The organism is Kitasatospora hibisci, assembly GCF_043950205.1.
Classification (GTDB): Bacteria; Actinomycetota; Actinomycetes; order Streptomycetales; family Streptomycetaceae; genus Kitasatospora; species Kitasatospora hibisci.
This window is the reverse complement of sequence record NZ_CP171642.1, coordinates 1,008,927-1,033,582: the sequence shown is the minus strand read 5'-3', so window position 1 is coordinate 1,033,582 and position 24,656 is coordinate 1,008,927. Positions and strand designations below refer to the sequence as shown.

Sequence of the window (24,656 nt, the reverse complement as noted above, 5' to 3'; positions counted from 1 at the left end):
GGGCAGGTTCACGAGTTCCGCAGTTCGCCGTCGACGATGTCGAGGAGCTCGTCGAGCGTCGCGTCACCGAACTCGTCCTCGTCCTCGGCGGGTTCGGCCGGTCCGGCGGTGCTCGCGGCGCCGCTCGCGTCCAGCTGGGCCACCAGCCCGCGCAGCCGGGCGGCGAGCCGCTCGCGCCGCGGATCCCCGGCGGCGAGGTCGCGCAGACCGGCCTCCAGGCTGTCGAGGTCCAACGGCTCCGGCTCCTCGGCCGGCCGCGACAGCTGCCGCAGCAGCTCGCCGAGGTGCTCGGCGACGGCGACCGGCGTCGGGTGGTCGAAGACCAGCGTCGCCGGCAGCCGCAGGCCGGTGGCCGCGTTCAGCCGGTTGCGCAGCTCGACCGCGCGCAGCGAGTCGAACCCGGACTCCAGGAACCCGCGCGCGCTGCCGACCTCCTGCGGCGAGGCGTGGCCGAGCACCGCAGCCACCTGGGCCCGCACCAACTCGACCAGGGCGTGGGACTGTTCGGCGACCGAGAGCCCGGCGAGCGACAGCCCGGCACCGGTACCGGCCCCGGCCGGCGCGTCGGCCTGCGCCGCGCGCCGGGGCGCCGGGCCGAGCAGGGCGCGCAGCAGCGGGGACCGCCCCGCCGGCTCGCCGCCCCGCAGCGCGGGCAGGTCCAGCCGGAGCGGCAGCACCAGCGGCCGCTCCTGGGCGAGGGCCGCGTCGAACAGCGCCAGACCCTCCGGAGTGGACATCGGCAGCACACCGGAGCGCTTCATCCGCGCCCGGTCCGCCTCGCTCAGGCCGCCGGTCATCGCGCTGACCGCGGACCACAGTCCCCACGCCATCGACACCCCGGGCAGACCCAGCGCACGGCGGTGCGCGGCCAGGGCGTCCAGGTAGGCGTTGGCGGCGGCGTAGTTGGCCTGGCCGGCGTTGCCCAGCAGCCCGCCTGCCGCCGAGAACAGCACGAACAGTGCCGGCTTGGCGTCCCGGGTCAGCTCGTGCAGGTTCCACGCGGCGTCCGCCTTGGGCCGCAGGACGGCGGCCAGCCGCTCGGGCGTGATCGCGGCGAGCGTGCCGTCGTCCAGTACCCCGGCCGCGTGCACCACCCCGGTCAGTGGGTGTTCGGCGGGGACGGCGGCGAGCACCGCGGCCAGGGCCTCCCGGTCGGCGGCGTCGCACGCGGCCACCGTCACCTCGGCGCCGGACTCGGCCAGTGAGCGGACGAGTTCGTCGGCCCCGCGGGCCTGGCGGCCCTGCCGGCTGAGCAGCACCAGGTGCCGTACGCCGTGCGTCTCGACCAGGTGCCGGGCGACCAGCGCACCCAGCGTCCCCGTCCCGCCGGTGATCAGCACCGTGCCCTCGGGGTCCGGCGCGGGGACGACGGACGGCCCGTCGGCGGGACGCAGCCGCGCCAGCCGCGGCACGAACACCCGGCCGGCCCGGACCGCGTACTGCGGCTCGGCGCCGTCGAGCAGGAGCGGCAGCGTGGCCGAGGCCTCGGCCACGGCGCAGTCGAGGTCCACCAGGACCAGCCGGTCCGGGTGCTCGGCCTGCGCGGAGCGCACCGCACCCCACACGGCGGCCGCTGCCAGGTCGGGCGAGCCGGCCGGGTCGTCGGCGTCGACGGCCCCGCGGGTCACCAGCACCAGGCGGGAGGCGGCGAACCGGTCGTCGGCCGTCCAGGCCTGCAGCAGCGACAGCGCCCGCTCCACCGCCTGCCGGGCGGCGTCCGCCGAGACGGTGTCCGCGTCGGGCTCCGGCATCCACGGGACCACGACGGCCTCGGGCACCGGCTCCCCGGCGCAGACCGCGTCGACGAGGGCGGCGAGGTCGGGGTAGGACGCTCCGGCGAGTCCCGTGAGCGCGTCTGGGCCGCCGAGCACGGCGGTGCGGACGGTGCGGGCGGCGGGGCGGTCGGACAGCTCGGTCCAGGCCACCTCGAAGAGCGAGTCGGCCGCGGCGCGCTGGACGGCCGAGCCGAGCTGCGCCTGGGAGAGCGGCCGGACGGCGAGCGACTCGACCGTGGCCACCGGCAGGCCGGTCTGGTCGGCCACCACCAGCGACATCTCGTCCGGTCCGGTCGGCGTGAGGCGGACCCGCAGCGCGGTGGCGCCGGTGGCGTGCAGGGCGACGCCGGTCCACGCGAACGGCAGCCGAACCCGCTCCGCGCCGTCGACCAGCGTGGTGTGCAGCGCCGCGTCCAGCAGCGCGGGGTGAAGACCGAACCGGCCGGCGTCGGCGAACTGCTCCTGCGGCAGCCGGACCTCGCCGTAGACCTCCTCGCCCAGGCGCCAGGCGGCGCGCAGCCCGCGGAATGCCGGTCCGTACCCGAGCCCGTCCTCCGCCAGCCGCTCGTAGAGGCCGTCGAGGGCGACCGGCTCGGCGCCGGCCGGCGGCCAGGCGGCACCGGTGGCCCACCCGGCGGCGGGCCCGGCCGGGGCGGTGGTGCCGGTCGCGTGGCAGGTCCAGGCGGTGGTGGCCTCGGCGGTGTCGGGGGCGGAGTGGATGGTGAGGGGCCGACGCCCGGCGCCGTCCGACGCACCGACGCGTACCTGGACCCGGACCGCCTGCTGCTCGGGCAGCACGAGGGGCACCTGGAGGGTCAGCTCCTCCAGACGGTCGCAGCCGAGCCGGCGGCCGGCGTGCAGGGCGAGCTCGACGAGCGAGGTACCGGAGGCGAGGACGGTGTCCCAGACGGCGTGGTCGGCCAGCCAGGGGTGAGTGGCGGCGGAGAGTCGGCCGGTGAGGATCACGCCCTCGTCCTCGGGCAGCGGGACGGCGGCGGCGAGCATCGGGTGCTCGCCGGAGTCGAGCCCGGCGGTGCGCGGGTTGGCGGCTGCGGGCGGGGTGAGCCAGAACCGCTCGCGCTGGAAGGGGTAGGTGGGGAGGTCGGGGTGGGGGGCGGGGTGGAGGAGGGGGGTCCAGTTGAGGGGGTGGCCGTGGTTGTGGAGGTGGGTGGCGGAGGTGAGGAGGCGGGTCCAGGTGTCTTCGTTGCGGCGGAGGGTGCCGGTGATGATGACGGGGTTGGTGGTGTGGAGGGTTTCTTCGATGGCGGGGGTGAGGACGGGGTGGGGGCTGGTTTCGATGTAGGTGGTGTGGCCGTTGGTGTGGGCGGCGTGGGTGGCGTCGGTGAAGCGGACGGGGTGGCGGAGGTTGGTGTACCAGTAGTCGGCGTTGAGGTTGGTGGTGTCGAGGAGGGTGCCGGTGACGGTGGAGTAGAAGGGGATGGTGGCTTGGCGTGGTGTGATGCCGGCGAGTTGGGTGGTCAGGTTGGTCTGGATGGTTTCGACGTGGGGGGAGTGGGAGGCGTAGTCGACGTCGATGCGTCGGGCGCGGATGTTGTTGTTCTGGCAGTGGGTGAGGAGTTCGTCGAGGGCGTCGTGGTCGCCGGCGATGACGGTGGTGGTGGGGCCGTTGTGGGCGGCGATGGTGAGGCGGTCGTTCCATGGCTGGAGTAGTTCGGTGGTGTCGGTGTTGTTGAGGGGGAGGGAGGCCATGCCGCCGTGGCCGCTGATGGTGAGGATGGCTTGGCTGCGGAGGGCGGCGATGCGGGCGCCGTCTTCGAGGGTGAGGGCGCCGGCGATGGTGGCGGCGGCGATTTCGCCTTGGGAGTGGCCGATGACGGCGGCGGGTTCGATGCCGAGGGAGCGCCAGAGTTCGGCGAGGGAGACCATGACGGCGAACAGTGCGGGCTGGACGATGTCGACGCGGGTGAGGTCGTTGTTGCCGCGTAGGACGTCGGTGAGTGACCAGTTGACGTGTGGGGCGAGTGCGGTTTCGCAGTTGGCGATCCACTGGGCGAACACGGGGGAGGTGTCGAGGAGTTCGGCGCCCATGCCGATCCATTGGGAGCCTTGGCCGGGGAAGACGAAGACCGGGCGGTCGTGGGTGCCGTGGCCGGTGGGGGTGGTGCCGTCCGCGATTGCGGTGAGGGCGGTGAGGAGTTCGTGGTGGTTCTGGCCGAGGGCGACGGCGCGGTGGTCGAGGGTGGCGCGTCCGGTGAGGAGGGTGTGGCCGACGGCGCGTAGGTCGGTGTCGGGGTGGTTCTGGAGGAAGGTGGCGAGCTGTCCGGCCTGGGCGCGTAGGGCGCGTTCGTCGCGGGCGGAGAGCACCCACGGCACCACCGCTGAAGGGGATACGACCTCGGTCGTCTCCTTCCGGGCCTCCTCCGGGGCCTCCTCCAGGATCACATGCGCATTGGTCCCGCTGATCCCGAAGGCCGACACACCCGCCCGGCGCGGACGTCCGTCCGCCTGCGGCCACTCCTGCGCCTCGGTGAGTACCGAGACCGCTCCGGACGCCCAGTCGACGTGCGTGGTCGGTTCGTCGACGTGCAGGGTTCGTGGCAGAACGCCGTGCCGGAGCGCGAGCACCGTCTTGATGACGCCGGCGACGCCTGCCGCGGCCTGGGTGTGGCCGATGTTGGACTTCACCGAGCCGAGCCAGAGCGGCCGTTCGGCCGGCCGGTCCTGGCCGTAGGTGGCCAGCAGGGCCTGTGCCTCGATCGGGTCGCCGAGCCGGGTGCCCGTTCCGTGCGCCTCGACCGCGTCCACGTCCGCCGTCGTCAGCCGGGCGTCCGCCAGCGCCGCCCGGATCACCCGCTGCTGCGAGGGCCCGTTCGGTGCGGCGAGCCCGTTGCTGGCGCCGTCCTGGTTGATCGCCGAGCCGCGGATCACCGCCAGCACCCGGTGCCCGTTGCGCTGCGCGTCGGACAGACGCTCCAGCAGCACCACCCCGGCGCCCTCGGCAAGGCCGAAACCGTCCGCGGAGTCGGAGAACGCCTTGCAGCGGCCGCTCTCGGAGAGCGCGCCCATCCGGCTGAAGCCGATGAAGGAGTCCGGGGTCGGCATCACGACCGCGCCGCCCGCGATCGCCATCGTGCACTCGCCGTTGCGCAGGGCCCGGCCGGCCAGGTGCAGGGCGACGAGCGATGACGAGCACGCCGTGTCGACGGTGATCGCCGGGCCCTCCAGACCGAAGGCGTAGGCCAGTCGGCCCGAGATGACACTGGTGACGCTGCCGGTGATGACGTAGTCCTCGATGGCGGCCGGCGCCTCGGCCGAGCTGACGCCGTAGCCGTGCTGCATCGCGCCGACGAAGGCGCCGGTGCGGCTGCCGCGCAGCGTGGTGAGGTCGATGCCGGCGCGTTCGAAGGCCTCCCAGGAGGTCTCCAGCAGCAGCCGCTGCTGCGGGTCCATCGCCAGGGCCTCGCGCGGGCTGATCCCGAAGAACGCAGGGTCGAACCGGTCGACGTCCTGGAGGAACCCGCCCTGCTGGCCTGCGACCGCGTCCAGGTCCCAGCCGCGGTCGGTGGGCAGACCGGAGACCACGTCGCCGTCCGTGACCAGCAGCTGCCAGAGCGCCTCGGGGGTCGTGACGCCGCCCGGGAACCGGCAGGCCATCCCGACGATCGCGATCGCCTCGTCGTCCGCGGCGCCGGCCGACCCGGTCGGACCGGCCGGGACAGCCTCCTCGGCTGCACCCAGCTCAAGCACCTCGCGCCGCAGTTGGGCGGCGATCGCAGCCGGTGTCGGATAGTCGAAGACCAGCGTCGCCGGAAGTCGCAGGCCCGTCGCGGCCGCCAGCCGGTTGCGCAGCTCGACCGCGGTCAGGGACTCGAAACCGAGCTCCTTGAAGGCTCGTTCGGGACGGATGGCTTCCGGGTCGCGCCGCCCCAGCACGGCGACGGCGTGGGTGGTGACCAGGTCCACGAGCACCCGGAGCTGCTCCGCCTCGGACAGGTCGGCCAGGGAGCGGCGGAGTTCCGAGCCGAGGCCCGGCGTGTTGGCCTCCGCCTCGGCGGAGGAAGCCAGCACCGCTCGCGCCTCGGGGAGTTCGGCAAGCAGCGGGCTCGGGCGCAGCGCGGTGAACAGGGGGACGAAGCGGGCCCAGTCGATCTCGGCCACCGCGATGAAGGTGTCGTCGTGGTCAAGTGCCTGCTGGAGGGCGGCGATCGCCGCCTCGGGACGCATCAGCGGGAGGCCCTGCCCGCGCACGCGCTGACGGGTCCGCTCGACGTCGAGGTCGCCGAGGTTCTTCCAGGTGTTGACGGCGTCCTCCCAGACGCCCCAGGCCACCGACACCATCGGCAGACCGTCCGCACGGCCCTGTTCGGCCAGTGCGTCGAGCGCCGCGTTGGCGGCCGCGTACGCGGCGTGGTCCCCGCTGCCCCAGAAGCCGGCGATGGAGGAGAAGAGCACGAAGGCGTCCAGCGCCTCCGGGTCGAGCAGGTCGGCGAGGTGCCGGGCTCCGTCCACCTTGGCGGCCAGAACCTGGTCGAAGCTCTCCAGCCCGGTGTCGGCCACGGATGTCAGCTCGATGAACGCGGCCGTGTGCAGGACCGCCCGCACCGTGTGGCCGTCCGCCCGCAGCCCGTCGAGCAGCGCGGACACCGCCTCGCGGTCCGCGATGTCGCACGCGGCCAGGGTGACGGCCACGCCCTGCGCCGTCAGCTCGGCCGCCAGCTCCGTCGCGCCCGGCGCGTTCGGGCCGGAGCGGCTGGCCAGGACGAGGTGCTCGGCGCCGTTGTCGGCCAGCCAGCGAGCGAGCCGGGGGCCGAGGCTCCCGGTACCGCCGGTGACCAGCACCGTGCCGCGCGGGCGCCACCGCCGGACCGGCCTGGCGTCCGCGAGCGGCGCGTGGACCATTCGCCGGGCGAACAGCCCGGCCGGACGCACCGCGATCTGGTCCTCGTCGGATGCCGCCGCCAGCACCCGGACCAGCTGGCCGAGCGAGCGCTCGTCGGGCTGCTCCGGCAGGTCGACCAGGCCGCCCCAGAGCTGCGACTGCTCCAGCGCGACGACCCGGCCGAGGCCCCACAGCTGGGCCTGCACCGGATCGGCCGGAGCGTCGGACGGCCCGGCGGACACGGCGCCGCGGGTGGCGCACCACAGCGGCGCCCGGACGCCGAGGTCGGCCAGCGCCTGGACGAGCGCCAGCGTCAGCGCCAGGCCGACCGTCACCGTGCGCTTCCCGGGGCACCGGCTGTCGGCCAGGCTGAGGAACGACAGCACGCCGGCGTGGTCGGACGCGTCGTCGGCGAGCAGTCCGCGCAGCCGCGCGGCCAGGACCTCGCGGTCCGCGTCCCCGTCGGGGACCTCCAGCAGAACGGTCCGTGCGCCGCGCACGCCGAGCACGCGGGTGGCCTCGGCGACCCAAGCGGCCTCGGAGTGGCCGGCCGGCACGACGACCAGCCAGGTGCCGGTGAGCGCGGACGCGGCGTGCCCGGCGACCGGCTTCCAGGCGATCCGGTACCTCCAGTCGTCCACCGCCGAACGGTCGAGGCTCTGCCGGTGCCAGGAGGAGAGAGCGGGCAGCAGGGTGGTCAGCGACCGGCGCTGTTCCTCGTCCTCGACCTCCAGCGTCGCGGCCAGGGCGGCGACGTCCTGCTCCGCGACGGCCTCCCAGAAGCCCGCGTCCACCGCGGTGCCCTCGGCCGGGCCAGAACCGGCCGGGGCGGTGTCCTCGATCCACAGGTGCTGGTGCTGGAAGGGGTAGGTGGGGAGGTCGGGGTGGGGGGCGGGGTGGAGGAGGGGGGTCCAGTTGAGGGGGTGGCCGTGGTTGTGGAGGTGGGTGGCGGAGGTGAGGAGGCGGGTCCAGGTGTCTTCGTTGCGGCGGAGGGTGCCGGTGATGATGACGGGGTTGGTGGTGTGGAGGGTTTCTTCGATGGCGGGGGTGAGGACGGGGTGGGGGCTGGTTTCGATGTAGGTGGTGTGGCCGTTGGTGTGGGCGGCGTGGGTGGCGTCGGTGAAGCGGACGGGGTGGCGGAGGTTGGTGTACCAGTAGTCGGCGTTGAGGTTGGTGGTGTCGAGGAGGGTGCCGGTGACGGTGGAGTAGAAGGGGATGGTGGCTTGGCGTGGTGTGATGCCGGCGAGTTGGGTGGTCAGGTTGGTCTGGATGGTTTCGACGTGGGGGGAGTGGGAGGCGTAGTCGACGTCGATGCGTCGGGCGCGGATGTTGTTGTTCTGGCAGTGGGTGAGGAGTTCGTCGAGGGCGTCGTGGTCGCCGGCGATGACGGTGGTGGTGGGGCCGTTGTGGGCGGCGATGGTGAGGCGGTCGTTCCATGGCTGGAGTAGTTCGGTGGTGTCGGTGTTGTTGAGGGGGAGGGAGGCCATGCCGCCGTGGCCGCTGATGGTGAGGATGGCTTGGCTGCGGAGGGCGGCGATGCGGGCGCCGTCTTCGAGGGTGAGGGCGCCGGCGATGGTGGCGGCGGCGATTTCGCCTTGGGAGTGGCCGATGACGGCGGCGGGTTCGATGCCGAGGGAGCGCCAGAGTTCGGCGAGGGAGACCATGACGGCGAACAGTGCGGGCTGGACGATGTCGACGCGGGTGAGGTCGTTGTTGCCGCGTAGGACGTCGGTGAGTGACCAGTTGACGTGTGGGGCGAGTGCGGTTTCGCAGTTGGCGATCCACTGGGCGAACACGGGGGAGGTGTCGAGGAGTTCGGCGCCCATGCCGATCCATTGGGAGCCTTGGCCGGGGAAGACGAAGACCGGGCGGTCGTGGGTGCCGTGGCCGGTGGGGGTGGTGCCGTCCGCGATTGCGGTGAGGGCGGTGAGGAGTTCGTGGTGGTTCTGGCCGAGGGCGACGGCGCGGTGGTCGAGGGTGGCGCGTCCGGTGAGGAGGGTGTGGCCGACGGCGCGTAGGTCGGTGTCGGGGTGGTTCTGGAGGAAGGTGGCGAGCTGTCCGGCCTGGGCGCGTAGGGCGCGTTCGTCGCGGGCGGAGAGCACCCACGGCACCACCGCTGAAGGGGATACGACCTCGGTCGTCTCCTTCCGGGCCTCCTCCGGGGCCTCCTCCAGGATCACATGCGCATTGGTCCCGCTGATCCCGAACGAGGAGACGGCGGCTCGCCGGGTGCGTTCACCGGCCGGCCATTCCTGTGCGTCGGTGAGCAGCGAGACCGCTCCGGACGCCCAGTCGACGTGCGGCGTCGGTTCGTCGACGTGGAGGGTCCGCGGCAGCACGCCGTTGCGCATCGCCATGACCATCTTGATCACGCCGCCGACCCCGGCCGCCGCCTGGGCGTGGCCGATGTTCGACTTCAGAGAACCCAGCCAGAGCGGCCGTTCGGCCGGACGGTCCTGCCCGTAGGTGGCCAGCAGCGCCTGCGCCTCGATCGGGTCGCCGAGCTTGGTGCCCGTCCCGTGCGCCTCGACCGCGTCCACCTCCGCGGCCGTCAGCCGGGCGTTCTTCAACGCGTCCCGGATCGCCCGCTGTTGGGCCGGACCGTTCGGCGCGGAGAAGCCGCTGCTGCTCCCGTCCTGGTTGATCGCCGAGCCGCGCACCACTGCCAGCACCCGGTGCCCGTTGCGCTGGGCGTCCGACAGGCGCTCCACCAGCAGGATGCCCACGCCCTCCGCCCAGCCGGTCCCGTCGGCGGCGGCGGCGAAGGCGCGGCATCGACCGTCCGGCGACAGCGCGCGCTGGCGGCTGAACTCGACGAACCCGCCAGGCCCGGTCATCACGGTGACGCCGCCGACCAGTGCCATCGTGCACTCGCCGTTCCGCAGCGCCTGCGCCGCAAGGTGCAGGGCGACCAGCGAGGAGGAGCACGCCGTGTCGACCGTGACGGCCGGACCCTCCAGGCCCAGGGTGTAGGCGACCCGGCCCGACACCACGCTGCCGAGGCTGCCCGTCATCAGGTAGCCCTCAAGGTCCTCCGGGGTCTGGCGCAGCCGCGCAGCGTAGTCCTGGTGCATCACCCCGGCGAACACGCCGGTCCGGGTGCCGCGCACCGACGCCGGATCGATGCCGGCCTGCTCGAAGGCCTCCCACGAGGTCTCCAGCAGCAGGCGCTGCTGCGGGTGCATGGCCATGGCCTCGCGCGGGCTGATCCCGAAGAAGTCGGGGTCGAACAGCGGGGCCTCGTGCAGGAACCCGCCGGCCCGGGTGTAGGTCTTGCCGACCGCCTCCGGGTCGGGGTCGTACAGCGCCTCGACGTCCCAGCCGCGGTCCTCCGGGAAGGCGGAGATCGCGTCGCCGCCGTCGGCGACCAACTGCCAGAGGTCCTCAGGGGACTTGACGCCTCCGGGGTACCGGCAGGCCATGCCGACGATGGCGATCGGCTCGGAGGCCGCGGCGGTCAGCTTGCGGTTCTGCTGCCGCAGCGCCTCGGCCTCCTTGAGGGAGGCCCGCAGCGCCTTGACGACTTCTTCACTGGTGGTCATCGAGAACTCCGAAACTCCGAGCCGTTGAGACGTGGTGCGTGGTGGTCACTTGTCACCGAGGGCGACCCGGACGAGGCTCTCCAGGTCCATCGTGTCGAGCGCGCTTCCGTGCTCCTCCTCGTCGTCGTCCACCGTGGCGGATCCGTCCGCGGAGTCGGCGAGTTGGAGCAGAGTGCGGACCAGTCCGGCCTCCCGGAAGCGGTCCAGCGGGATCGCCGCCAGGGCCCGGCGGAACTCGTCCTCGCCGACCTCCGAAGCATCCGGCTCCGCGGACGGATCCTCCGCCGGGAAGGCCTCGGCCTCGAGGTGCCGGGCGACGGCCGCCGGGGTCGGGTGGTCGAAGATCAGCGTGGCGGTCAGTCGGCGACCGGCCTCCGCGCCGAGCCGGTTGCGCAGTTCGAGTGCGGTGAGGGAGTCGAGGCCGAGGTCGAGGAAGCCGCGGTCCGGTTCGACCCGGTCCGGCGAGGCGTAGCCGAGGACGGCGGCGACGTGGGCGCGGACCAGGTCGAGCACGGCACGGGCCCGTTGCTCCGGCGTCAGCTCGCCGAACCGCTCCCGGAACGTCGTGGTCCCGGTGGCGACGGTCTCGCGGCGCCTGGTGGTGCGGACCAGGCCGCGGAGCAGCGGCGGCACCTCGGTCTGCGCCCGCAGAGCGGCGGTGTCCAGCCGGGCGGGCACCAACACCGGCCGGTCCGTCCGCAGGGCGGCGTCGAACAGGGCCATACCCTGGTCGGACGGCATGCCCGCGAGACCGGTACGGCTCAACCGCACGAGGTCGGCCTCCGCGAGGTGCCGGGTCATCCCGCCGGCCTCCGCCCAGAGGCCCCAGGCCAGGGACTGCGCGGGCAGACCGGCCGCTCGGCGCCGCTGCGCGAGGGCGTCGAGGAAGGCGTTGGCGGCCGCGTAGCTCGACTGGCCGGACTGGCCGAGCACGCCGGCTGCCGAGGAGAACATCACGAAAGCGCGCAGCTCGCTCCCGCGCGTCAGCTGGTGGAGGTGCCACGCCGCGTCGACCTTCGGCCGCAGTACGGCCGCGACGCGGTCCGGGGTCAGGGCGGTGATCACCCCGTCGTCCAGCACGCCGGCCGTGTGCACCACGCCGACCAGCGGCTGCTCGGCGGGCACCGCGGCCAGGACGGCGGCGAGCGCGTCCCGGTCGGCGGCGTCGCAGGCCGCGACCGTCACCTGTGCGCCCGACGCGGCGAGCTCGTCGCGGAGTTCGGCCGCTCCGTCGGCAGCGAGCCCGTGCCTGCTGAGCAGCAGCAGGTGCCGCACGCCGTGCCGGGTGACCAGGTGACGGGCGAACAGGCCGCCGAGGAGGCCGGTTCCGCCGGTCACCAGAACCGTGCCGGTCGGGCCGAACGGGCCCGCGGCCTCCGGTGCGCTCGGCGGGACGGCCGTCAGCCGGGCGGCGGACACCCGACCGGCGCGCACGGCCAGTTGCGTCTCCGCGGAGCCGAGGGCCCGGACCAGCGCCGGGTATGAGTCGGGGTGTTCGTCGGTGTCGGCCAGGACGAAGCGGCCGGGGTTCTCCGACTGGGCGGACCGGAGCAGACCCCAGAGCGGGGCGTGGACCAGGTCGGGGACATCGTCCGCCGGGTCCACCGCCACGGCGCCGCGGGTGAGCAGCACAAGGCGGGAGGCGGCGAGCCGCTCCTCGGCCATCCAGGCCTGGACGAGGCCGAGCACGTCGGCGGTTGCCGCGTGGACGGCCGCTGCCGTCGGCTCGGGGCCGGGCAGGAACGGAACCACGACCGTCTCCGGCACCGGGGCACCGGCGGCGACCGCCGCGAGCAGGTCCGTGAGGTCGGCGAACCCCGCGTCGTCGGCGGACGCGGGGTGTCCGGCGAGACCGGCGCCCACGAGGAACGGAGCGGTGGCGCCGGCGGCCGCGGGGGCGGCCTGGACCGGCACCCACTCCACCTGGTGGAGCGAGTCGCGATGGCCGTGGGCCGCGGCGCTGAACTGCTCGGGAGTGACCGGCCGCAGCGTCAGCGCACCGACCGAGACGACCGGGCGGTCCCGCTCGTCGGTCGCCAGCAGCGAGACGGTGTCCGGACCGGTCGGCGTCAGCCGGACCCTCAGCGATGTGGCGGAGACCGCATGGACGGTGACGTCGGACCAGGAGAACGGCAGGCGGACGCCGCTCGCGCCCTCCAGCAGGCAGACGTGCAGGGCCGCGTCGAGCAGGGCGGGGTGCAGGCCGAAGCCGTCGCCGTGCCGCTCCTGGGGGAGGACGACCTCGGCGAGCAGTTCGTCGCCGCGCCGGCCGAGGGCACGCAGCCCCTGGAACGTCGGGCCGTAGTCGAAGCCCGCGTCGGCCAGCCGGTCGTAGAGCGTGCCGGCCGGCTCGAACGCCGCCGTCGGGGCCTGCCACCCGGTCGGCGGCACCGCCGGACCGTCCGCGGCCAGAACACCGGTGGCGTGCCGGGTCCATTCGCTGTTTTCCCGGGCCGAGTGGATGGTGAGGGGGCGCCGGCCGGTCTCGTCGGGGGCGCCGACACGGACCTGGAGGCGGGTGGCGTGTTGCTCGGTGAGCGTCAGCGGGGCTTCGAGAGTGAGCTCTTCGAGGTGTTCACAGTCGAGTCCGCGTCCGGCGTGGAGGGCGAGTTCGACGAAGGCGGTGCCGGGGAGGAGGGGGGTGCCGAAGACGGCGTGGTCGGTGAGCCAGGGGTGGGTGGTGGGGGAGATCTGGCCGGTGAGGATGGTCGCGTCGTCGTCGGCGAGGGGGAGTAGGGCGCTGAGCAGGGGGTGTTGGGCGGGGGTGAGGCCGGCGGTGGTGACGTCTCCGGTCGCGGTTGGGGTGTCGAGCCAGAAGCGTTCGCGCTGGAAGGGGTAGGTGGGCAGGTCGAGTGGGCCGGTGGGGTGGGGTGGGTTGGTCGGCCAGGTGAGGGTGGCGCCGTGGACGTGGGCTTCGGCGAGGGAGGTGAGGAGGCGGCGGAGGCCGCCCTCGTCGCGGCGTAGCGAACCGATGACGTGGGCCTGTCGGTCGGTGTTTTCGCTGATGTCCTGTACGGCCATGGTGAGGACGGGGTGGGGGCTGGTTTCGATGTAGGTGGTGTGGCCGTTGGTGTGGGCGGCGTGGGTGGCGTCGGTGAAGCGGACGGGGTGGCGGAGGTTGGTGTACCAGTAGTCGGCGTTGAGGTTGGTGGTGTCGAGGAGGGTGCCGGTGACGGTGGAGTAGAAGGGGATGGTGGCTTGGCGTGGTGTGATGCCGGCGAGTTGGGTGGTCAGGTTGGTCTGGATGGTTTCGACGTGGGGGGAGTGGGAGGCGTAGTCGACGTCGATGCGTCGGGCGCGGATGTTGTTGTTCTGGCAGTGGGTGAGGAGTTCGTCGAGGGCGTCGTGGTCGCCGGCGATGACGGTGGTGGTGGGGCCGTTGTGGGCGGCGATGGTGAGGCGGTCGTTCCATGGCTGGAGTAGTTCGGTGGTGTCGGTGTTGTTGAGGGGGAGGGAGGCCATGCCGCCGTGGCCGCTGATGGTGAGGATGGCTTGGCTGCGGAGGGCGGCGATGCGGGCGCCGTCTTCGAGGGTGAGGGCGCCGGCGATGGTGGCGGCGGCGATTTCGCCTTGGGAGTGGCCGATGACGGCGGCGGGTTCGATGCCGAGGGAGCGCCAGAGTTCGGCGAGGGAGACCATGACGGCGAACAGTGCGGGCTGGACGATGTCGACGCGGGTGAGGTCGTTGTTGCCGCGTAGGACGTCGGTGAGTGACCAGTTGACGTGTGGGGCGAGTGCGGTTTCGCAGTTGGCGATCCACTGGGCGAACACGGGGGAGGTGTCGAGGAGTTCGGCGCCCATGCCGATCCATTGGGAGCCTTGGCCGGGGAAGACGAAGACCGGGCGGTCGAAGGTGCCGTGGCCCTGGACGACGCCGGGCGTGGTGGTTCCGTCGGCGAGGGCCGCGAGGCCGTTCAGCAGCTCGGCACGGCTCTCGCCGATGACCACGGCCCGGTGCTCGAACACCGATCGGCCCGATACCAGCGTCCCGGCCACCGCGGCGGGGTCCCACTCCGGGTGGGCCTCGACGGCCGCCCGCAACCGCCCGGCCTGCTCACGCAGCGCCCGCTCGTCCCGCGCGGACAGCACCCACGGCACCACCGCTGAAGGGGGTACGACCTCGGCCTCGCTGCCCTCCGGGGCCTCCTCCAGGATGACGTGCGCGTTGGTCCCGCTGATCCCGAACGAGGAGACGGCGGCTCGCCGGGTGCGTTCACCGGCCGGCCATTCCTGTGCGTCGGTGAGCAGCGAGACCGCTCCGGACGCCCAGTCGACGTGTGTGGTGGGTTCGTCGACGTGGAGGGTCCGCGGCAGCACGCCGTTGCGCATCGCCATGACCATCTTGATCACGCCGCCGACCCCGGCCGCGGCCTGGGTGTGGCCGAGGTTGGACTTCAGCGAGCCGAGCCAGAGCGGCCGTTCGGCCGGACGGTCCTGCCCGTAGGTGGCCAGCAGGGCCTGCGCCTCGATCGGGTCGCCGAGCTTGGTGCCCGTCCCGTGCGCCTCGACCGCGTCCACCTCCGCGGCCGTCAGCCGGGCGTCGGCCAGCGCCGCCCGGATCACCCGCTGCTGCGAGGGCCCGTTGGGCGCGGACAGTCCGTTGCTGGCCCCGTCCTGGTTGACCGACGACCCGCGCACGACGGCGAGCACCCGGTGCCCGTTCCGCTCGGCGTCCGAGAGCCGCTCCAGCAACAGGAGGCCCACGCCCTCCGCCCAGGCGGTCCCGTCGGCGGTGGCGGCGAAGGCCTTGCAGCGGCCGTCGGGGGCGAGCCCGCGCTGGCGGCTGAACTCGACGAACATGCCCGGCGCGGCCATCACCGCAGCTCCACCGGCGAGCGCCATCGTGCACTCCCCGTTCCGCAGCGCCTGCGCCGCCAGGTGCAGGGCGACCAGCGAGGACGAGCACGCCGTATCGACCGTGATCGCCGGGCCCTCCAGCCCGTACACGTACGACAGCCGGCCCGAGAGGACGCTCACCGTCGCACCGGTGAGCACGTGGCCCTCGACGCCGCCGCTCGCCTCGTGCATGCGGGCGCCGTAGTCCTGCGTCATCGCGCCGACGTAGACACCGGTCCGGCTTCCGCGCATCGACGCGGGGTCGATGCCGGCGCGTTCGAAGGCCTCCCAGGAGGTCTCCAGCAGCAGGCGCTGCTGCGGGTCCATGGCCAGGGCCTCGCGCGGGCTGATGCCGAAGAACGCGGCGTCGAACCGGTCCGCGTCGTGCAGGAAGCCGCCCTCCCGGGCGTAGGTGCAGCCGCTCCGGTCCGGGTCGGGGTCGTACAGCGCCTCGACGTCCCAGCCACGGCCGTCGGGGAACGGCGTGATCGCGTCCCGGCCGTCGGCGACGAGCTGCCACAGGTCCTCGGGGCTGCGGACCTCGCCGGGGAACCGGCAGGCCATCGCGACGATCGCGATCGGTTCGTCCGTGCGGGCCGACGCCGTGGACGCGGCCGACGCCGTGGACGCCGGATCCGGGCCGCCGGCCAGCGCGGTGAGCAGGTTCCGCCCGAGGGCCTCCGGCGTGGGGTGGTCGAAGAGCAGGGTCAGCGGCAGCCGCAGTCCGGTCGCCGCCGCCAGCCGGTTGCGCAGCTCGACCGCCGTTGCGGAGTCGAATCCGAGGTCCCGGAAGGACCGGCCTCCGTGGGCTTGCGCCGCCGTCCCGGGACCGCGCAGAGCGGCGATCTCCGTGCGAACCAACTCGCCGATCCACCGGCGCTGTTCGGCGGCCGACCGGCTGGCGTCCGACCGGCGGGTGGCCGACGGCGCGGCACCGAACGGGTAGGTCGGCAGCGGCACCCGCCGTGCACCGGAGCCGGTGAAGGCGGCGGACCAGTTCACCGCCGCGCCGCGGACGTGCAGTTCGGCCATCGAGGCCAGCAGCCGGTCCGCCCCGCCCTGGTCGCGGCGGAGCGTGCCGACCACGGCGGCGTCGTCCGCCAGTCCGGTGGCCTCCAGGGTCTCCTGGAGGCCACCGAGCAGTCCCGGGTGCGGGGCGACCTCCAGGAAGGTCCGGTGGCCGTCGGCCAGCAGCGCGCGGGTGGCGTCCTCGAACCGGATCTCGTTGGTGATGTTCTCCAGCCAGTACGCCCCGTCCAGCCCGGCCGTGTCGAGCAGGCCACCGGTGAGCGAGGAGTAGAACGGGACGGTGGAGGTGCGCGGGCGGATGCAGGCGAGCTCGTCGAGCAGCCGCGTGCGGTCCAGCCGCAGTCCGGGCGAGTGCGCGGCGAGCCCGTTGCTGAGCTTCTTCGCGGTGACGCCCTGGGCCGTCAGCTCGGCGAGCAGTGCGTCCACGGCGGCACGGTCGCCGGAGAACAGGACGGACTGCGCGCCGTTGGTCCCGGCGATGTCCACGCTTCCGAGCTGCGGGTCGACGGTCCGGCGGTCGAGCCGTGCCGCGAGCTGCTCGCGCGGCAGCAGGGCGGAGGCCAGGTCGCCCTGGCCGGCGGCGCCGGCCTGGGCCTGGCTCCACCGCGCCACCACCAGAGCGGCGTCGTCCAGAGTGAGCGCACCGGCGACGTGGGCGGCGGCGATCTCGCCGAGGCTGGCGCCGACCACGGCGGCCGGCTCCACGCCGCAGGCCCGCCAGAGCGCGGCGAGCGAGACCATCACGGCGAACAGAACGGGCTGGACGACGTCCACCGAGACCAGGGCCGGGGCGCCCGGCGCTCCGCGCAGCACGTCGGTCAGCGACCAGGGGACGTACGGTTCGAGCGCGTCCGCGCAGGCCTCCAGGTGCTCCCGGAACACCTCGGAGGACTCCAGCAGGTCGAGTGCCATGCCGGGCCACTGGGTGCCCTGGCCGGGGAAGACGAAGACGGTGCCGGCGGCGGGGCCCGCCGTTGAGGTCCCGGTATCCGCCGTTCCGGTCCCGGTGGCTGCCGTGCCGCGGACCAGCAGCGGGCCGAACTCGCCCTCGGCGAGGGCGCGCAGGCCGCGCAGCGCGTCCTCGCGGCCGTCGGCGACCAGGACGGCGCGCTGCTCGAACGCCGTCCTGGTCGCGGTCAGGGACAGGCCGACGTCGGTGATCCGCAGCTGAGGGTCGGCCGTGAGGCGGACCTGGAGCGCCCGTGCCGTGGCGCGCAGGGCGGCGTCGCTGCGGGCGGAGAGCACCAGCGGGGTGAACGGGGTGGTCAGCGGCCGCGTGGGAGCGGGTGCCGCCTCGGTGGGCCGCGCTGCGGCGGGCTGTGCCCCGGCGGGCCGGCCGGCGGGTGACTCCTCGGCTACGGCCTCCTCGGCCTGGGCTGCAGTCTCCTCGGCCACGGCGCCGATCCGGCCGAGCGGCTCGCCGTCCGACGACGGGCCGGCGTCGGTGAGCACGCCCAGGATCCGGTCCCCGTCGCGTCGCGCCTCCGGCAGCCGCCGGAGCACCGCCAGGACGGTGCCGCCGTCGCCGGCGAGGGCGAGGTCGCACTCACCGCGCCGCAGGCTCGCCGCCGCCAGCGCGACGGCCGCCCGGGCGGCGGACGCCGACGGCTCGACCGCGGCCTGCGGGCCGCTCAGGTCCAGGACGGTGGCGAAGCGCTCCGGGAGGCGGTCCCCGGCCGACGCGGCGAGGAAGACGCCGGCCCGGCCCCCGCGCAGCGCGGCGGGCACGATTCCGGCGTCCTCCAGGGCGGCCCAACCGAGTTCCAGTGCCGCCCAGTCGGCGGGGCCGAACCCGGTGGCCCGTTCGGCCGGGACGCCGAAGAAGGCGGCGCCGCCGTCGGGGCCGTCGTGGCCCCGGGCGTCGGCGGCGGGTCCGGACGGCGGGCAGGACAGTCCGACGACGGCGACCGGGCCGTCCTCACACCTCGTCTGGTCCACGGCGTACTCGGCTTTCCTCTTCGTCTCGGCTCCTGCCCGGTCCGCCGGTGCAGGTGATGGCGCATGCGCTGTGATCGCCGCGGACTGCGGCCGGGTGTCCGGTGATCGGGCCGACCTGCGAACCGAGCGGTGCGCGGTCGGCCGGGCGGCGACGTCCGGCGTGGTGGGCGGCCCGGGGCCGGGGTGCGTCCCGGGTGCGTCGGTAGCGGTGCGTTCCCCTCCTCCGGCGAGCCGTCCGCGCCTGCGCGGCGGCCGCGTCCCGCCGGGTCCGGCGTGGGTGCGACCGCCTCGTGTTGATCTACGTACTCATCGAGCAGCACCCTGCCAGGGACTTCTTGGCGGCGTCTTGGCGGTGACTTGGAGGCAACTTGGATCCGACTTGGATCCATCTTGGACCGGCCTCGGACAACCGCCCCGACCTGCGGGGATGAAGACATGACAAAGAGTTGCCAAAGGGCTTGACTGGCGTGAGCATGTCAACCTGCAAGGTGGAGCGGCCCGGTCGGCGGGCGGGCCCCCGCGCCCGCCCGCCGACCGGGCCGTACGCGGCGGAACCGCTGCCGGGGTGACGCGTCGTCCGGCACCCCGCGAACGGGGCGCCGGACGGTGGTTCAGGCGGAGCCGGCGAGGCGTTCGCCGCGCAGGATCGTGGCGAACAGCTCCTGCAGCTCCAGGCCGGGGTCCACGCCGTACTCCTCCGCCAGCGTCCGGCGGGTCCGGTGGTAGGCGTCGATCGCCTCGGCCCGGCGGCCGGACCGGTAGAGAGCCTTCATCAGCAGCCAGCTGAACCGCTCCCGGGCCGGGAACCGCATGGCGAGTGCGGGGAGTTCGGCGGCGATCATCGAGAAGTCGCGCTCCTCGGCCAGCGCGGCCTCCCACAGGCTCTCCAGCGCCAGGAGTCTCAACTCCTCGAACCGCGAGGCCGCCTGCGCGCCCACGGCGTAGTCGCTCACCTCCGGGTACGCGGACCCGCGCCACAGCGCCAGCGCCCGCTCCAGGGTCCGGCGCGCGTTCTGGTGCAGTCCGGCCTGGAGCTGCCGCCGGCCCTCGTGCAGCAGTCGCTCGAAGCGGAACGCGTCGATGCAGTCGTCATCCACCGTGAGCACGTAGCCGGTGGGCTCCCGCCGCAGGACCGTGTCCCGGCTGCGCGGTGGCCGGTTCGGTTCCAGCAGTCGCCGGAGATTCGAGACGTAGCTGTGCAGGTTCGCCATGACGTCGTTCGGCGGGTTCCGCGGCCAGACGGCCTCGGTGAGCTGTTCCGCCGTCATCGGCTGGCCGGGCGTCAGGAGGAGGGCGGTCAATACCGCCCGCTGGCGCGCCGAGCCCGGATTCACTGGCCTTCCGTTGGCCTGAACCCCTAACGGGCCAAGAACACTGAAAATCACTGCGTGCCCCTCCGCCGCAAACTAACCCCGATTACCGCAGAAACGTCGTCGACCACCTGTCGGCAAGATCCCGATGCCGGGGGAGATCCCGCGGAGGCGCACACGTTCTCGGACTGTCGGTGACAGACTACTTGTAAGTCCTCCCGAACTCAGCTCTGGATTCATCGCGCTCGGGTTTGGTATGGCACGCCCGCATACCGGCTCGCCGCCGCCCTTCGAGGGAGTTCCCCGCCGGCGCGGCCGCTCGTGCTACCGCTTCTGAGCTGGGAGGACAATCCCCCGGGCGGCGGGCTCCGGTGTGACTCGGCCTCATCCGCCGAAAGCCGCGCGACATTTGAAGCTTGCACATCCGGCACTCCGGTCACGCCCGGACGGCCTCCTGCGCTGCGCCCCGGCGGGAGAGCGTCCGGCGGCGCGGCGGCAACCCGATTCCGGGCCTGCCGGGCAGCGCTCGGATTGCGCCTCCCGGAGCCGTATTTGGCTGAATTCCTCTGGTGGGTCCCGTCGGCCGGCGGGCACCCCGGTGGCGTGATCGGCGGTGTCCGGATCCTGTCGCCGCAGTGATCTGGATGGGATGCCCGAGGCGGCTCCCAAACCCGTGGGCGCGGTGATTTCGGTTACTCCGGTCACCTCCTCGGAGGCCGAGGGGAACCGCTCCACGGCTTCCCGGACCGGCGCCCATCGGGCCCGCGGAGGGCCCGGACGCTGTCAACGGGTAACTGTCGCGTGACAGTTGGTGTCCCATTCCCGTCGCCGGTGGGCCGGGCCACCCCTGGGCCGAGGCGCCCGCAGGCTGACCCGGCACCGCCCGGCCGGGCTCCGACCAGGCCGTTCCCGCCGGACCGGGCCCGCTCCGGCCGGCGAGCCCGCGCCCCGGGGTCGGAGGAGGCTCGGAGGAGGCGTCGTCCGGGGAGCCCGGGACACCGGCTACCCGCCCTCGGTGAAGGCCTCGCGCAGACGGGCCTCCTCGTCCGCCGAGAGGTTGGTCTCGACGAGCTCGGCGTGCCAGCCCTCGAACTCGGCCCTGACCCGGTCGAGGACGGCGTCCGTGGTCAGGGCGAACAGCGCGGAGGTGCCCGGTGTCACCTTCTCCCGCACCTGCTTGATGAAGGCCTCGTCGATGCCGAAGTTGGCGAGGTGGCCGCCCAGTGCGCCCGAGGCCGCGCCGACCGCCATGCCGAGCACGGGGACGAAGAAGATCATGCCGAGCAGGAAGCCCCAGAACGCGCCGCCGAGGGCGCCCATGCCGGTCATGTCGCTGAGGTGGCGGGTCCGGGGCTTGCGGGCGCCCTCGGGCCAGCTGACCACGGCGCCGTCCTGGAGTTTGATCAGCTCCTGGCGTTGCAGCCGCTTCAGGATGTCGAGGGCCTCATCGGCCCCGGTCGCGGTGGGGAAACGCCACACCGTCAGGGTCGCCATCATGACCTCCGGTCTCGACGGACACGCACAACGGCCTCCATCCTCGGCCCGGCCCCCGGGCGCCGCCACGCGAAGCGGCCCACCCGGGTGGCCCAACCGTCGAGGTGCCCTCCCCGGAGGCTGTGGGCGGTGACGTCGCCGGGGGAGATGGGCGCGGACGGCGGGCTCGACGCTGTCGTGGTTGCGGAGGCCTTCGCTGATGCGGCCGTGGCCGGTGCCGACGTCCAGGGCGGCGGAGATGTCGGCGGCGTCGGCGGCGTCGACGGTGATGTCGCCGGACTGGGTGGCGAGGACGACGTCGAGGGCGACATCGCCGAGGCGGCCGACGTCGCGGAGCCCGGCGGCGGTCCCGGCCTCGATGACGGGCCGTCGGCGATGTGACCGGCGGTGCCGTGCCATCGCGTCAGTCAAACAGGGGTCGCCACTGGAGCCCTCACCGGTCCCGTTCTCCGCGGGACGCGCTGTTCGTCTCTCATGCCGGCCCCGAGACCGAAGACGTTGCCGGCGAGGACCAGCTGCCGCGCAGCGTCGGCCGTGGTGAGCGAAACCCTGGAGAAGCCGGGGCCGCCGCCGTAGACCTTTCCGACGCTGATCGTCTTGGCGTCCGGTCCCGAGACACAGGGAAGGCCGCCGGGGCCGTCGCCGGCGACCAGCAGGTTGCGCCGGACGGTGCCGACCAGGGCGGAGAGTGGATGGGCCGCCGGGGGTCGTCGAGTCGGAACGGTACGCGCCGGGCGTCCCGGATGGAGCGGATGGGGTCGGCCATGGCGAAGGCTCCTTCGATGCGTGGGTCCGGGCCTCCGGATGCCGCCATTGGAGCGCCGGGCCGGTCTCAAGGGCATCGGCGCTGACATGAGGCCGGCAACCGGGCCGTGTCGTCCCACCGCGTGAGCGGGTGGCTCTGACCCGAATCCGCAGGTAGTGGCGGCGGTGGGTAGCTGATACGACGACAGGTGCACTTCGCGAGTGAGAAGATCGGGGTTCCTACACCTTGACCAGCTCAAACGTGAAAGTGCACCTGTCGAGTGAAGACGATATCGCGTCGCCGTACCGCCTCCCGCACCCCCGGCAGGCGCTGGACCAGACTGCATGCCGCGGTGGGTGTGCCGGACGGGGCGCTGACGGAGAACGGCGGCCTGCTGCTGGTGGCCGATCTGGACCGGGCGCTGGGCATCACCGCCGCGCTGGACGCGGGGATCGGGCCGGTCAAGGAGCGCGACCGGGGCCTGTCGGGTGGGGAGTTCGCGCTGGCGACAGCGGTGGTGCAACTCACCGGCGAGGACCACCTGGTCGGCTTCGACCGCCTGCGTGCGGACCGGGGCGGTGAAGGCCTGCTGCCCGCGCCGGTCCCTGCCGCGACGACGGCCGCCACGCTCGCGGCCCGCTTCGGACAGGCCCAGCGCGAGGGTATCGAGCGGGCTTCGGCCCAGGTCAGCGCCCGTGCGCTGGCCGCGCTACCGGTCGGCGAGCGGGCGAGGATCTTGTCCGGACCGATCACGATCGACCTGGACGCGAAGGACATCGAGGTGTTCTCCACCCGCAAGGAGCAGGTCCTACGTTCCTACAAGGGCGAGGTCTCGGGGCGGGTGCACGCGGCGCACTGGGCCCAGGCCGGCACGGTGCTGGTCGCGGACCTGAAGTTCCACCCTGCGGTTGGACACTGTCCGTCTACGCCGCGAGGGTGTGACCTTGCCGGTGCCGCTGGCGGGTCTCGAGTGGCGTGAGGTAGCCCCACTCGGGGTGCTTGCGCAGGCGCCTGCGGTTGTAGAAGGTCTCGATGAACGCGAAGACCTCCGCGCGGGCGGTGGCGCGGTCCGGCCAGACCCGGGTGCCGATCTCCTCCTTCAGGACGGCGAAGAAGCTCTCGGCGGCGGCGTTATCGTAACAGGAGCCGACCCTTCCCATCGACTGCCGCATGTCCAACTTGCTTATCTCGCTCCGGAATTCACTGGAGGTGTATTCGCTGCCGCGATCGGTGTGCATGATGCAGCCGGGCTGTAGAGCGCCGCGGCCGGCCGCCATCCGCAGCGCGGCCACCGGTAGTTCGGCGCGGTGGTGGTCGGCCATCGCGTATCCGACCACCTCGCGGGTGGCCAGGTCGATGCAGGTGGCCAGGTAGAGCCAGCCCTCCTCGGTCGGCAGGAAGGTCATGTCGCCGACCAGGCGAACCCCGGGACGGGGAGCGGTGAAGTCGCGCCCGATCAGGTCCGGGGCGAACACCGGCTTGCGGGCCTGGCGGGTCAGGCCCCGGCGCCGGCGGCGGGTGACGCCCGCGATTCCGCGCTCACGCATGATCCGCTCCACCTTCTTCCGGTTGACCGCCCGGCCCTGGCGTCGCAGTTCGGCATGCACGCGCGGGACGCCGTAGGCACCCCTGGACGCGAGGTGGATCACCGTGATCTCGGCGGCGAGGAGGTCCTCGGCCCGCTCGCGAGCACGGCGGGCCTGCTCGCCGGCGCGCCAGGCGTAGAAGGAGGAGCGGGCGATGCCCAGGACGCGGCAGATCCGCTTGACGCCCCAGGCGCCGTGGTGGTCCTCAACGAAACGGAAGCGGATCACCGTGTCGTCTCGGCCGCGAAATAGGCGGCCGCCTTGCGCAGGATCTCGATGGTCTTCTGCTGCTCGAGGTTCTGGCGGCGAAGCCGGGTGAGTTCCTCGCGCTCGGGGCTGGTCAGCTCGCCGGAACCGCCCTCGCCCCGGTCGGTGCGGTCCTGCTTGACCCAGCCTCTCAACCCTTCCGGGCTGACCCCCAGCTCACGGGCGATCTCGGTGACGTTCCGGTGCGGCGACGAGCGCACCAGCGCGACCGCGTCCCGCTTGAACTCCGCCGTGTACCGCTTACTCATGTTGCTCTTGCTTCCCACCTGAAACTGCTTCCTCCGGGCTCACATGTCCCAGTCTCCAGGTGTCCAGCTGCAGGGTGGAACTTCAGACCTGCTCGACGGTCGCTCGGACGGCCGCACCGTTTCCCCGGCGCAGATCAGCCGGGCGGTGGACGCCGTGCGCGCCGCCGGAGCCGGCGGGCAGATCCTGTTCCAGGGCGATTCCGGCTACTACGCGGGCAAGGTCGCGGAGAAGATCGTGGCCCGCCAGGCGTTGTTCCGGCTCGCCGTGCCCCGTAGCCGGCCGGTGTGGCGGGCGGTCGCCGCCGTGCACGAGGACGACTGGATCGACGCCGTGGACTACCCGGACGCGCAGGTCGCCATGCTCGACTACGTGCCCGCGGGCTGGCCCGAGGGCACGCGCGTGATGGCACGCCGGGTGCGTTACGACGCCGCCGTCCTGTCGGCGGACCCGCGCTCGCGCCGCTCGCGGACCGTCGGGCGGGACCAGCTCGCCCTGGTCCTGGACGGTCTGGAGGAACAGGCATACGCCTACTCGTTCATCGCGACCAACGAGGAGCTGGACCTGGACGAGGAGATCGCGGCGGCGCAGTGGGAGTTCCGCCGCCGCACCCGGATCGAGGAACTGTTCCGCGACGCCGCCCACGGAGCCGGGCTGAACCATCTGCCCTCCGCCTCCCACCAGGTCAACGCGATGTGGATGTGGGGCGCGCTGCTGGCCTACAACCTCACCGCGTGGCTGCAGATGCTCGCCCCGCTCGGCGTCGCGAGGCGCCGCATCGCCACCGTGCGCCGCCTGCTCATCCGCCGGGCCGCCCGCTGGACGGCCACTGCCCGCCGCCACGAACTGCACTTCACCGCGCAAGCGGGCGAGCTGATCGCCCAGACACTGGCCCGGATCCGGGCGCACCGCCACCTCCTGCCCACCTGACCGACCGCCCCGGCCAGCAGGCCGACCACCACTGGCCCGTGAACTCCCCGCAGGCCCAGGCCAGGACCGTCCGCCCGTCCCCGTGGGGGTGCGGGCACAGGCTGAGTGCTGGACGGGA

General features: G+C 73.5%; 9 protein-coding genes. 3 read left to right on the top strand and 6 right to left on the bottom strand.

Translation table 11 applies throughout. The features are described 5' to 3' along the window. Window positions 1–8 precede the first annotated feature (8 nt). From ACF9IK_RS04680 to ACF9IK_RS04665, 4 genes are all read right to left on the bottom strand, one after another. Entirely contained in the window at window positions 9–10,127 is a 10,119-nt protein-coding gene (locus ACF9IK_RS04680; protein WP_428846381.1) for a type I polyketide synthase, read from the bottom strand. 75 nt (window positions 10,128–10,202) lie between these two features. Next, window positions 10,203–17,960, bottom strand: a complete 7,758-nt coding sequence (locus ACF9IK_RS04675; RefSeq protein ID WP_395292965.1) for an SDR family NAD(P)-dependent oxidoreductase — start codon at window positions 17,958–17,960, stop codon at window positions 10,203–10,205. A gap of 611 nt (window positions 17,961–18,571) precedes the next feature. Then, on the bottom strand, window positions 18,572–19,294 hold the full coding sequence (locus tag ACF9IK_RS04670) for an AfsR/SARP family transcriptional regulator (protein WP_395292964.1): 723 nt from the start codon (window positions 19,292–19,294) through the stop codon (window positions 18,572–18,574). 978 nt (window positions 19,295–20,272) lie between these two features. Then, entirely contained in the window at window positions 20,273–20,767 is a 495-nt protein-coding gene (locus tag ACF9IK_RS04665) for a DUF1269 domain-containing protein (protein ID WP_395292963.1), read from the bottom strand. 144 nt (window positions 20,768–20,911) lie between these two features. Between ACF9IK_RS04665 and ACF9IK_RS04660 the strand changes: the two genes are divergently transcribed. Then, window positions 20,912–21,145 carry a hypothetical protein gene (locus ACF9IK_RS04660; RefSeq protein ID WP_395292962.1) on the top strand — a complete coding sequence of 78 codons (234 nt, stop codon included), beginning with the start codon at window positions 20,912–20,914 and terminating at the stop codon, window positions 21,143–21,145. A 644-nt stretch (window positions 21,146–21,789) separates the two neighbouring features. Beyond that, window positions 21,790–22,488 (top strand): hypothetical protein, encoded by a 699-nt coding sequence (locus ACF9IK_RS04655; RefSeq protein WP_395292961.1) that lies wholly within the window; start codon window positions 21,790–21,792, stop codon window positions 22,486–22,488. On the opposite strand, the gene ACF9IK_RS04650 is transcribed toward ACF9IK_RS04655, so the two are convergent. After that, window positions 22,433–23,323, bottom strand: coding sequence for an IS3 family transposase (locus ACF9IK_RS04650; RefSeq protein WP_395292960.1), 891 nt, complete (start codon window positions 23,321–23,323; stop codon window positions 22,433–22,435). The genes ACF9IK_RS04655 and ACF9IK_RS04650 overlap by 56 nt on opposite strands. Beyond that, on the bottom strand, window positions 23,320–23,610 hold the full coding sequence (locus ACF9IK_RS04645) for a transposase (protein WP_395292959.1): 291 nt from the start codon (window positions 23,608–23,610) through the stop codon (window positions 23,320–23,322). The genes ACF9IK_RS04650 and ACF9IK_RS04645 overlap by 4 nt, the downstream gene beginning before the upstream one ends. Window positions 23,611–23,653: 43 nt before the next feature. Here ACF9IK_RS04645 and ACF9IK_RS04640 point away from each other — a divergent pair, with 43 nt between their 5' ends. Continuing rightward, on the top strand, window positions 23,654–24,538 hold the full coding sequence (locus ACF9IK_RS04640; protein WP_395292958.1) for a transposase: 885 nt from the start codon (window positions 23,654–23,656) through the stop codon (window positions 24,536–24,538). Window positions 24,539–24,656: the final 118 nt, after the last annotated feature.